The following is a 12,554-nucleotide window of genomic DNA, read 5'->3' as shown; positions in this document are numbered from 1 at the left end:
CTCTTCGCCCTGCAGGGCGACGCCATCACCTCGCAGCCCTTCGACGTCGCCCGCATCGCCCTGCCGCTGCTGATCTACTTCGCGATCATGTGGGCCGGATCGATGCTCCTGGGACGCGCCGTCGGTCTGGACCACCCCCGCGCGACGGCGCTGGCCTTCACCGCCGCGGGCAACAACTTCGAACTGGCCATCGCGGTCGCCATCGCCACCTTCGGCGCCTCCTCCGGCCAGGCCCTCGCCGGCGTCGTGGGCCCCCTCATCGAAGTGCCCGTACTGATCGGCCTCGTGCACGTCGCCCTGTACGCGCGCCGCTACTTCACCACCCCGACCGCCACTCCCGCGCCCGAGAAAGATGCCGCCCGTGCCTGACACCACCACCCCGTCCGTCCTGTTCGTCTGTGTCCACAACGCCGGACGCTCGCAGATGGCCGCCGCCTTCCTCACCCACCTCGCGGGGGACCGCGTCCAGGTCCGCTCCGCCGGCTCCGCCCCCGCCACCACCGTCAACCCGGCCGTCGTCGAGGCCATGGCGGAGGTGGGCATCGACATCGCAGCCGAGGTACCCAAGGTGCTGACGACCGAGGCGGTCCAGGCGTCCGACGTCGTGATCACGATGGGCTGCGGCGACACCTGCCCCGTCTTCCCCGGGAAGCGCTACCTCGACTGGGAACTCCCCGACCCGGCCGGGCAAGGGGTCGCGGCCGTCCGTCCGATCCGCGACGAGATCGAGAAGCGCATCCGCGGCCTGGTCGACGAGATCACCCCGGTGACCTGAGCATGAGCCCGGCCGACGAGTACCGCCTCACCACGATGGCCACCGAGCACGCCGACCAGATCCTGACGATCTACCGACTCGGCATCGACGAAGGCAATGCCACCTTCGAGACCACCGCTCCCGGCTGGGAGGAGTTCGACACCGCCAAGCTGCCGGAACACCGACACGTCGCCCTCGACGCCACCGGCCGGGTCCTCGGCTGGGTCGCCGCGGTACCGGTGTCCGACCGATGCGCGTACGCCGGCGTCGTCGAGCACTCGGTGTACGTCCACCCCGACGCACGCGGCCACGGCATCGGCGCCGCACTGCTCCGCGAGCTGATCAGGTCCACCGAGGCGGCCGGCATCTGGACGATCCAATCCGGCGTCTTCCCCGAGAACACCGCCAGCCTCGCCCTTCATCAGAAGGCGGGCTTCCGCGTCATCGGAACGCGCGAACGCATCGGCCGACACCACGGCGTATGGCGCGACGTCCTGCTGATCGAACGCAGAAGCCCGGCAGTCTGACCCACGCCGGGACGACCAGCACGTGAACCCGGGGTCCGGCATCCTGGTGCGGCGCCCCTCCGACAACGACACCCGTGAGCCGGTGCGACCGACCCACGAGCAGACCGACGACGCACCCCTCTGATCTCGCACAACGCCCCGACACGACCGATCGACCACCTGAGCCCCGGACCACAAAGCGGCCCGGGGCTCCAGCCCACCCACAGGTGCTCCGCACGGCTACGCTCAGAACCTCACGAGACGCGCTCCGACCTGCCGCGAAGCCCACCGAGGTCACTACGTCGCCATGACACGATCACTGGCATACGGCTGTTTCCGACGGCATCCGCCTGTACCTACGCGAAGACCCCGGCCTCAGCGTTTCCGCTGGTGACGGGGTCTTCGGACACCTCGTGCGGGGTGCTCCCGGCAGGATTCGAAGCTGCGCACACGGTTCCGGAGGCCGTGCCTGGTTCTCGCGAATCCGCAGGTCACGGGCCCATGGCCGGCCGATGACGCGAGCGGGGTCCACAAGTGGTCCACGAGTGGCCAACGCGGTTCTTGAACGGAGTAGGTACCGGAGCGCACCCGCACCAAGACTCTTCCGACCGGTCACATCACCGCAGCCATCGACCGGCTCACTCAACTGTCCGACCCTGGCTGACCAGCGGATTCCCCTCCCTTCGACAGCACCACCGACCGGAGCAGTGGAACCGGCGCCACCCCAAGGCGAAACCCGGGCCCGCAGCCTGCGCCCACGGCGCGAAAGCGGTCCGCCCACTCTGTCAGCGGACCTCACGAAAGATCGAGGCTACGGAGGGCCGCGTCGCTGCTCAACTGTCAGAACCAGGCGCCTCTCGGACATGGAACTGGCTAGCAAAAACTGTTGCCCACACCATCCTTGTCGCGCCCCATGTATTGGAAACGCGCAGGTAGTTGGGGTAACTTGACGGTTCATTAGTCGGCCAGGGTGGGGAACCGTAGGTGGCCGAGAGGAGGGATCGGGACATGTCTTGTCCACGTCCAGCGAGTCGGCGTGTGACCATTCTCGGCAGCTCGATGTCGGTGAGCCTCGAGGTAGACGCGTAAGCATGCAGCAAGGCTTGTTCGAGCGCGGCCAGAGAGTACGAGTCCGGGCCGCTGGCGTGCCGGAGTTCGCCACGATCCGCTTCGCCCTGCCCGGAGATCAAACCGGCTCATGGGACCTCATCCTTGTCGATGACGAAGACCGCCGTCACGAAGTGAATTTGGCAGCCGGAGACACCGAGACCGTGCGGCCCCTCGTCAGTGACGGCAAGGCTGACTCCGCTCGCGTGCTGGCCGCTATGTGGACGCAGTGGATGAACGCCGCGGCGACCAACGCCGAGTCCAGCGCGATGGCAGCTACACCGCTGAAGCCGTACGCGCACCAGACAACGGCTGTCTACGGAGCAATGCTTCCCCAGCCCCTGCTGCGCTTCCTCCTTGCCGACGAGCCGGGCACCGGCAAGACGATCATGGCAGGGCTGTATCTCCGTGAAATGCAGCGACTCGGCCTGATCAAGCGGGCGATCATCGTCTGTCCGGCGAATCTGGCCACCAAGTGGGTGGACGACTTCCAGCGGCTCTTGGGAGGTGGGTTGCGTCAGCTCACCTCGGCCACGGTGCGTGAGAACGCCCTGAACTCCAATGACCTGTGGGTGGTTTCCCTCGAGCTCGCAGCGGTGAACCCCGCAGTGCAGGACGCGATACGCCCGGACAAGGCCGGCTGGGATCTGGTCGTCTTCGACGAGGCCCATCGGCTGACTCCGACTGCCGCCGGATTCCACCAGGTTGGACGGCTCCTAGCCAAGAACACCCCGCGGGCGCTGCTGATGACGGCAACACCGCACCGGGGCAAGGAGTGGCTCTTCCGGCACCTGCTGCACCTGGTCGACCCCGAGATCTACCCGGATCCGGGCAGTGATCCCAATGTCGAGCTCAGTGCGCTGCGCCCCGGGCCCATCCACTTCCTACGGCGGATGAAGGAGGACCTGGTCGACTACGACGGCGCGACTCGGCTGTTCAAGGGGCGCACCGCGCGTAACCACAGTGTCCCGCTGTCGCAGACCGAGTACGGCTTCTATCAGGCCGCTCTCGACATGGTCGACCGGTTCTTTCCTCCAGTGGCGCAGCCGCTTGCCCGCATGGTCTACGGCAAGCGAGCAGCCTCCAGCCTCTACGCGCTGGCCGAGACGCTGCGGCGGCGCCACGAGCACATGGGGGCGATGAGCGAGGCGGAGGCGGCGCTCATCGCCGATCGCGAGGACCACGGTGACGAGGTCGAGGTCGAAGAGGCGAAGGTGATTCACACGGTCTCGGCCTCGACCAGGGCTGAGCGAACCGCGATCAACAGCCTTGTGCAGCAGATCGAGGCAACAATCACCGACTCTCGTTGGCAACCGTCGAAGTGGAAGCGGCTCACCGATGATTGTCTGGCCGCCCACGGCATTCACCCGGGAAACGGCGAACAGGCAGTCATCTTCACCGAGTACGCAGACTCGGCCGAGTGGATCGCCCGACGGCTCCAGGCCGGGGGGTACACCGCCGAGCTGTACTCGGGCCGGCAGAGCAAGGCCGAGCGCGATGAGACCCGCAAGGCCTTCATGCGTGCCGAGTTCCAAATCATCGTCACCACCGACGCTGGCAACGAGGGCATCGACCTGCAGGCCGCGCACGTGCTGGTGAACTACGACATTCCATGGTCCTTGGTGCGTCTCGAACAGCGGATGGGACGTATTCACCGTGTCGGTCAGCGGCGTGACGTCTATCTCTACAACCTGGTCGCCACGGACACCCGAGAAGGCGCGACCCTGCTCCGTCTGCTGGACAACTTCGTTACGGCCGCGAACGAACTGCGTGGCCAGATGTTCGACAGTCTGTCGGCAGTTGCCGAGATCACGGACGTCGACTACGACAAGTGGCTGTCGGACCTCTACGGCAACGATGAGGTGAAGAAGCAGCAGGCCATAGATGCTGCCCAAGCGGTCCAGGCCCAGGAACTCACGCGCGCGGCCCGCAAGGTTCGCGACAATGAGCGCCGCCTGGCCAGTCAGGTGGACGCGGTTGCGGCACTGACGCTGCTCCAGCGCGACTTGTTCGCGCGCATCAACCCTGCCATCGTCGAGGCGTACCTCGACCGGCTCGCAGCCGCCGGCGTGCTGGAGTCCGCACCGACCGCGGCCGGCCCCGGGTTCCGACAGCTCACTTTGAACGGCAACACCGGTTTTCCTGTCACCCTGGGCGGACAGCGCGAAGTGCACGTCGCGACCAGCGGCGACGCGGTACGCAACGCCTCTGAGAGTATCGACGTCGGGGACACCATCACCCTCGGCCCCGGCGAGCCCGGCTTCAGCGACCTGATCAACATAGCCGAGCGCACCCTGGCCGAGGACTTATACCAGTCCGGCGCCGCATCCGACCCCACCAGTCTCACTCCGTACGACCTGTACGCGTACGAGGCGACGATGACGGAGAGCAACGGCAAGCGCGCCAGTGTGTGGGCCACCCTGATCAAGGTGGACGACAGCGGCAACGCCCGACCGGTCCGGTGGGAGTCCCTGGCCAACCTCGTGCCTACGGACAAGAACGGCGGCGAACCACACCCTGCCCGGGAGGGCCACGCGCTCAGCGCGGCCCTCGAAGTGGCCGCCGCGACCGTCGCGGAACACCGGAAGGTGCGCGCCGACTGGTTCGCCCAGGCCCGTCGCGACCTGACCAACTTGCCCCTGAGCCTGACTGACCGTATTGAGGGCCGGGCTGCCCGTCTTGAGTTGCGGCGTCGGCTTCAGGCTCAGACCGCACGGCGACTCGAAGAACTGGAACGGCTCGCGCACGTGCATCTGACCGAACCGAAGCAAATGGGTCGGATCCGCGTCCTGGCCACCGCCGACACCCGCGTCCAAGCCGAGATCGACGCCGAGTTGGTCTCCATGCGTCACGTGCAACAACTCCTTGAGGACGACGGCTGGACAGTGGCCGACGTCCACACCGAGGGCCGCGGATACGACCTGGAGGCCCGCCGCAACAGCCAGGTCCGCCACGTCGAGGTCAAGGGCGTGCTCGGCAGCGCGGCCAGTAACGGCATCCGGATGACCGGTAACGAAGTCCTCATCGCAACTCAGCACCGCAAGGAGTACTGGCTCTACGTCATCGACCACTGTGCCGACGGCAAGGGCCGATTCTTCGGCGCCTACCAGGACCCCGCCACCCTCTTCGCGAACGTCATAACCGGGAACGCGGTGTTCCGCGTCCCGGGCAGCAGCCTAAAGAATGCCCCCGGGAGCAACGCATGACCCGAATGATCGAACGCTGGTTCCCCTGTGCCGAGGTTTCGGCGAACAGCTCAACAGGATGGGGCAGCGGGTCGACGGAGATCGGGCTGTTCCCCTGGTTCGCGAAACGTCCTGTTGCCCAGGCGAAGGCGGCGGTGATCTGCTCGTTGCTGCCCTGGCCGGAAGACCAGGCAGAACAGCAGCGCCTCCAAGGGCTGGTACAGGAGGCCATGTCCGGACGCTATGACGCCTGGCAACTGCTCCACGAAGAGATCGTCAAGGCCAACCCTGAGGGCGCGTCGGTCCTGGATCCGTTCAGTGGTCGTGGCATGATCCCGCTGGAAGCAGGGCGGCTTGGACTGGAAGCCCACGGTGTCGACTACAGCCCGGTCGCGGTGCTGGCCAGCACGCTCCTCACCGACTTCCCCTTTCGGGACTGGTCGCACGAGCCGCGTCTGCCGTTCGCCGAGGAGAGCGACGCCCTCTACGACGACCGGCCCCGGCTGCTTGTCGATGTTCGCGCCACCCTTGACGAGGTGGGCCGCCGGTGGACCACGGCTATGGAGGACTACTACCCCCGGGTTAACGGAAAGCGGCCGTGGGGGTACCTGTGGGCCATCGCCATCCCTTGCCAGGAGTGTGGCAACCGTTTCCCCCTGGTCGGCTCGTACGCGCTGCGGGGGGCGAGCCAGAAGCGCGGCCGTAAGGGCGCTCCGCCGGTCGTCGATCCCGGCCAGTCGTTCTACGTCGAAGCCGATTCGACCACAGGGACCTGCGCAACGGTGGTGCACGAGGGTGCTCCAAGGCGCACTCCAACGCTGACGCGTGCTCGTACCGCTGAGGGTCGCACGCTGCCGGGGAAGTCAGCGATCTGCCCATTCTGTAGTCATGTGCACCCACTCGATGTGCACCGACGGCTCACCGATGAGGGGCGGGCCACGGACATGCTGCTGGTGGTGGCCGATCACTCGGACGACTTCGGCAAGGAATACCGGGAACCCGCCCACACAGAGTTCGCGGCGGTAGCCGCCGCGCCGGCGGCCTTGCGTGAGCGGCGCGGCCCGAGTCCCTTCCTGAGCGCCGTGCCCGATGAGCGGATCGCCCCGGGCAACAACAACATCATCGGGCCTTCCATCTACGGGGCACGTACCTACGGCGACTTCATGTGCGATCGGCAGACTTTGGCCTTCGTCATGCTCACCCAGGTGATAGCCGAGGTAGTCGACGAGCTCATGCACCAAACGGGAGTGAGTCCTGACTACGCCCGGGCGCTCAGCGGTTACGCGGGGGCGGTCGTTGCACGGAAGTTGCGCCGGGCCACGCGCGGATGTGCTCTCGACCCCAAGCTCAACAAGATTCATGACATCTACGCGAACCAGGGATCGATTGTCTTCTCTCAGGACTTCTTCGAGGTGGGCATCGGTACCGGCCCGGGTTCATGGGCGTCCCTATGCAAGAGCAGCATGTCGACGCTGACGAACCTGATGGCCGACATTCAGGGGGCGCCGGTCAGTGTGAGCAGGGGCTCGGCTACCTCGCTGACCCTGCGAGACGCATCCGTCACTGCCGTGGTGACCGACCCGCCGTATGACGAAATGCTCGCGTACGCCGACTCCTCCGACCTGATCTACGCGTGGCTGAAGCGTGCCCTGTACAACACCTGGCCCGAGCTGGTCGTCACGTCCGATGAGTACGGCTGCCAGGAGAAGCAGGAAGAGATCATCGTCAAGAGGGTCCGGGGAGAGGCACCCAACGAGCATAGAACTCGCGAGCATTACGACACCAAGATCGCCCAGGCGTTCGGTGAGATGCGTCGCGTGGTCCGCGATGACGGTCTAGTGACCATCGTGTTCGGGTCCGGAGACCCGGAGGTCTGGCAGCGTCTGCTCACGGCCATCGAGAAGGCCGACCTTGTAATGACCGGGTCTTGGCCTGCGAACACCGAGGCTGGCAGCCACCAGGGCAAGGCGAATATCGAGACCACATTGACCATGACGTGTCGCCCGAAGGCGCCCGGGCGCTCTCCTGGGCGTAAGGGGGCGGTCGAGGCTGAGATCAAGGCTGAGATCAAGCGACGCTACCCGGACTGGGAGCGGTGGGGCCTGGCCCCGGCGGACATGCTGATGGCGGCTGCCGGGCCGGCGATGGAGGTCGTCGGTCGATACAGCGAAATCCTCGATGCTAAGGGCGAACCTGTCGACATCTACACGTTCCTTCCGCTGGCGCGAGCCGCGGTCCAGGAGGCAATGGCGGTCGAGATCAACCACCAACCGCTGGAAACCTTCGACGCTCGTACGCGGTTCGCACTGTGGTGGGTCACGCTCTACAACCGTCAGGTCCGGGGGAAATCCGAACTGCGCTGGCAGGCTCTGGCTGCCACGCTCGACCTGGCCGCGATACGTGACCTGGTGCCCGACGCGGACAAGGGAGTCCGATTCATCGCCTCCCGCGACTTCAAGGGCAAGATCACCGGAGATTCGACCGTCATCGACATCGCCCTCGCGCTCGCAGCCGCCTCGGAGGATGGTCTGCAGGCCATGGGACAGGTCCTCGCGGCTGCACAGCACACGGCCGACGACACCTTCCTGTGGGCCGCGATCCAGTTCCTCGCGGACCGACTGCCCGACAACGACCCGGACTCCGTCCGCTTCACCCGGGTGCTGCGTAACCGGGCTGGCGTCATTGGAGCCGCCGAGTCCATTGCTACGAGCACCTACGAAAACCCGCAGCTCGAACTGATAGACGACAACCAGTTGCGGCTTATGTGATGACGAGCCGCAGTGCCCCCGCGACCTTTGTATCCACCAGCCCAGGAGAGCAGCAGTGACGACCAGCGTGACGCCTTGGTGGAAGGCACTCAAGCTCCGCCAGGAGATTCTCAACGCCTCCGGGCAGATCGACGACGTACAAATGTCGCTGTTCCGGGCCGTTCACGCGACCGGAGCCGACCGTCCGCCCTATGCGGATGCGGACTATTACGGGGATATTACTCACCCGACCGAACTACTCATCGACCTACTCGCCGAGGTCGCAGTCCGCATCGGTGGCGGCGACGACTACTTGAAGGCCCGAGCGGTTACCCGGCTCGCCCAGGGCATGGGTGGCGGTAAGTCGCACGCGTGTATCGGCGCCTACCACTTGGCCGCCAATCCAGCAGTACTGATGGATACCGAGCTCGGCCAGAAGGTTGCTGAGCGTGCAAAGGCCAGGATCGGACACCCGCTGACCGCCGACCTCGGACGTCCGCATGTCGTCGTGCTGCCCTGCGACAACATGACCCCCGGCGCCGGCGTGCAGGAGCTTGATGGTCCCGCTGTCACCCTCTACGAGCGTTTCCTGTGGCGCCTGTTCTCCAAGGACTACACCCTCTTCGAACGCTACCGGCCGTTCTGGAGCGACAAGCATAAAATCGCTGAGGCCATCAGTGCGGTGAATCGGCCCGTGTTGATCATCGTCGATGAAGTGCTCGATTACATCGGCAACGGACTGGACGGCGCGAACAAGACTGACCTGGCGGCGCAGGACATGGCATTCCTGCGGGCAGTGCTCGATGTCGTCAACGATGTTCCTCACGTCGCGATGCTGGTCGTGATGATCGCGCCCGACGTCGACAAGACCTCGCTGTCCGCCGCTGCTCAGTCCCGCCGTGATGACTTGAACAGTCAGCTTGACCGCAACGGCCTGCCTACCACTGTGACCGGCGTGGGCGACTTCGCCGACATCCTCCGCCGGCGGTTGTTCGACGCCGAGCCCGCCGGGGAGGTCCTTGCTGCGACTGCCGCACTGTACGAGAACGTGCTGACGGACAAGGCGTGGGCGAAGCAGGTCTGGGACCCGATCGGTGCCACCTGGCGTCGTAACTGGCGCACGGAGATGGCGATGTGCTACCCGTTCCACCCCATGCTCATCAAGCTGGCGCAGGACGAGTGGGGCAAGATCACCGGATTCCAGCGGGTTCGGTCCACGATCCGTATCTTTGCCGCCACGGTCTACGCCCTCCAGCAACGCGGCAAGGCCGGCGAGTGGGTTCCGGCACTCATAGGCCCCGGAGACCTGCCGCTGTCGGACAACACCGTCCGAGAGGCGCTCCTGGGCAGCGGCCTGGTGGAGGACGACCGAACTATCGCCAACTATCGGAGCCTGGCCGAGATCGAAGTCGTAAACCACGACGCCTCATCCGGGGCCGCGCGCCGCCAGGACCTCGAACGCCCGTCGAGCACCTGGTCCTCGCACAACCCCCGCGCGGCCGAACGAGCGGCCACCTTCATCTTCCTGGCCAGCGTCGTCGGCACCCTGCGGCCGGGGCGAGGCCGCGGGGCCAGTGCTCCCGAGGTCAAGGCGGCCACCAACGTCCCGGAGACCACCTACACGATCACTGACGCCGACGGCGTCGTCGACGAGCTGGTCAACCCGAACCGAGGAATGAGCGCACTCGACATCACGCCTGGACAGGGCAACAACAAGCCGGCCCGCTACTTCCTGTCCACACGGCTCACCCACCGCATGCTGGTCAAGAACATCCGACGAACCATCACCGAAACGGAGCGCGACCAGGTCATCTTCGACTTCGCGAAGAGGCTGACCAGCAGCGGACCATTCCGTGATGTGAAATACGTCTCGGCGGACCTCCAGCGCAGCGCCGCCGACGTCCTCGCCACGGCCGGGCTGGACACCGCCCACACCACCCGGCTCATCGTGCTCGACCCCGCGCAGTTCAGTCTGCGCAACGGAATGGAGAAGCCGACCCTTGAGGCGCTCAACGTCGCCATGGGACTCGGCCAAGGTTCTCAGCAACTTCCCGTCCAATGGGCGAGCAGCGCGGTCTACGCCGTGGTGAACACGCAGCAGCGAGCCCTGGCACGCAACCTGGCGGTGGAGTACCTGGCCAGGCAAAGGGCTCTGCAGGCGCCCGAGATTCAGAACGACGACGAGCTCAAGACCATCGGGGCGAAGGAACTCAGCGAGGCCAAGACCCAGCTGGAGAGGCAGATCAAGCGGGCTTACCAGCATGTCGCCTTCCTGGCCCAGCCCGACCCGGATCGAGAGCGGTACCTGGACCAGCTCACGTTCGACAAGGACAACATCACGGCCCTCGACGGCCTGCTCGTCTGGAAGGGCCTCGCCGACCGTGACAAGGTTTTCGACACCGGCCAGTTCACCGCTAAGGCCCTCCTGCACAACCTCCGCGACAACGACTACGGCAAGACCCTCTCCGACATCCGGGCCGCCTTCTACAATGCCCCCCGGCTGCCGTTGCTGTATGGCGGCGACCGCGATCTCCAGCAGGCCATCCACGACGCCGTGAGCCAAGGGCTGCTCAGCATCGTTGACGGAACCGGCACCGAGGTGGCGGTCACCGCTCCCGGCCAGGTGAACCTCGCAAGCACGGGCCTACGCCTCGCCAAGCCACAGGCCAAGACCTGCCCCACCTGCGACCAGCAGGCCCACGAAGGCCCGTGCGCCGCCAGTATCGACGACAACGCGAGTGGTGTCGCGTCACATGTGCCCGGAAGGCCGGAGGACAAGGCATCCGCAACGCCTCAGCAGCAGCCCAGCGGGCAAGCTCCGGAGAGTTCACCGAAGCCGGCGCCCGTCAAGGAGCGGCAGGTCGCCTTCTCCTTCACGAAGAACCTTCTGGCCAACACTGACAGTGCCGACGGCTTCGCCGCGCTCTTCCGGGCGTTCTACATGACCCTGGACGAACGCCAGATCAGCTACTTGCAGGGCACCCTCCAGTTGGTGATGCAGGCTGACGCGGCAGAGGAGATTCAGCAGCGCCTGGAAGAACTCGGCATAAACGGGACGTTCAGGGAAATCTGACAAGACCGCCGTTGCCGACGATGGCAGAGACTACCCAGGGTTCAGTCCCGGTTAGGGCCTGTCGTGAGAGTGGATCTTGTCCATCGATGATCACGTCCTGTGGGACGTGGGGATCTGACGAACGGCCAGTGGGCCCCTGCTGCCGACGGGCATCAAGCCTGGTCGGCCGCAGGTGCGTACGCGGCGGCAGCTGATAGACGGCATACGGTGGCGGACTCGGACTGGTGCTCCCTGGCGGGACGTGCCCGAACGTTACGGACCGCGGGACCGGGTCTAATAGCGGCTAACACAATGAGGTGGATCGCTCCTGGTTGCCGTGTCTCGGGCGGGAGCTGAGCGTTCGGACCGGTGTGAGTACGTCGCCGTGGGTCGTGTCGGATGAGCTGTGGGATCGCCTGGCGCCGTTGCTGCCGCAGCGTGAACGCAGGTTCCGGTATCCCGGCCGCAAGCCGTTGCCGGACCGGGAGGTGCTTTGCTCGCTGCCGAACGGTTGCCCCAGGGGTTCCGACCGGTTCGCGCTCTACGTCTGGACCGACGGGCTGGCGACCCTCACGGTATGGGGGTTTTGGAGGAGAAGCCGCGGCGGCTGGGTGGTGGGCAGTCTCGCTGTTCGTACTGCGGGCTGCTGGCGGATCGAGTGGCGACGCTCGAGCATGACTGGGTCCTGTTGGAGCCGGACATGCGTCCGCTGGCTCACACGGTGCCGGCGGACCGCCGATGGATCGAACTGTCCGATGGGCGGGTGATGGTCTACGGAGTGTGTCCGCCGAATCAGTTCCAGCGGTGCCGTATCGAGCACAGTCTTGCCTGCCCAGCGCAGCCTCTACCGGATCTGTGGCCATGGCTGACGAGCCTGCGGGACGAGAACGCGCGGCGGGCAGAGCGGCAGAACGATCCGGAGCCGCCTCAGCCTCCGGAGCAATGGCCGGACGCGGGCTGAGGGGCGCTGCCGAAACTACGAGGCTGACCAGGGGAGACGTCCCAAGATCCTGTCCACGAATAGTCCACAGACCCCGGCATACGGCCGCTCCGAGCAGCACACGCCTGCACATACGCGAAGACCCCGGCCTCAGCGTTTCCGCTGGTGACGGGGTCTTTGGGCACCTCGTGCAAGGTGCCCCCGGCAGGATTCGAACCTGCGCACACGGCTCCGGAGGCCGTTGCTCTATCCCCTGAGCTACG

7 protein-coding genes and 2 pseudogenes are annotated in these 12,554 nt (G+C 66.0%); all 9 read left to right on the top strand.

The window, feature by feature from the left end:
• Positions 1-369 (top strand): arsenic resistance protein (locus AOK18_RS10940; RefSeq protein ID WP_420865592.1); only part of this gene is annotated, 369 nt, incomplete at its 5' end.
• Entirely contained in the window at positions 362-775 is a 414-nt protein-coding gene (locus AOK18_RS10935) for an arsenate reductase ArsC (RefSeq protein ID WP_055694203.1), read from the top strand. The genes AOK18_RS10940 and AOK18_RS10935, both read left to right, overlap by 8 nt.
• 2 nt (positions 776-777) lie before the next feature.
• Positions 778-1,281, top strand: a complete 504-nt coding sequence (locus AOK18_RS10930) for a GNAT family N-acetyltransferase (protein ID WP_055694202.1) — start codon at positions 778-780, stop codon at positions 1,279-1,281.
• A gap of 1,070 nt (positions 1,282-2,351) precedes the next feature.
• Positions 2,352-5,573, top strand: coding sequence for a helicase-related protein (locus AOK18_RS10925; protein WP_055694201.1), 3,222 nt, complete (start codon positions 2,352-2,354; stop codon positions 5,571-5,573).
• Positions 5,570-8,320, top strand: a complete 2,751-nt coding sequence (locus tag AOK18_RS10920) for a DUF1156 domain-containing protein (RefSeq protein ID WP_055694200.1) — start codon at positions 5,570-5,572, stop codon at positions 8,318-8,320. Before AOK18_RS10925 ends, AOK18_RS10920 begins: the two co-directional genes overlap by 4 nt.
• A 55-nt stretch (positions 8,321-8,375) precedes the next feature.
• On the top strand, positions 8,376-11,372 hold the full coding sequence (locus AOK18_RS10915) for a DUF499 domain-containing protein (RefSeq protein ID WP_055694199.1): 2,997 nt from the start codon (positions 8,376-8,378) through the stop codon (positions 11,370-11,372).
• Positions 11,373-11,471: 99 nt separating this feature from the next.
• Positions 11,472-11,634, top strand: a pseudogene (locus AOK18_RS30700) (transposase); the annotation flags it as partial.
• A gap of 49 nt (positions 11,635-11,683) precedes the next feature.
• Positions 11,684-11,845, top strand: a pseudogene (locus AOK18_RS33585) (IS5/IS1182 family transposase); the annotation flags it as partial.
• Positions 11,846-11,928: 83 nt separating this feature from the next.
• Positions 11,929-12,312: a DUF6083 domain-containing protein gene (locus tag AOK18_RS30695; RefSeq protein ID WP_079104952.1), complete on the top strand. Its 384-nt coding sequence runs from the start codon at positions 11,929-11,931 to the stop codon at positions 12,310-12,312.
• The last annotated feature ends 242 nt before the right edge of the window (positions 12,313-12,554 follow it).

Source organism: Streptomyces prasinopilosus, assembly GCF_001419695.1.
Classification (GTDB): domain Bacteria; phylum Actinomycetota; class Actinomycetes; order Streptomycetales; family Streptomycetaceae; genus Streptomyces; species Streptomyces prasinopilosus.
This window is presented reverse-complemented; position numbering and strand designations above follow the sequence as displayed.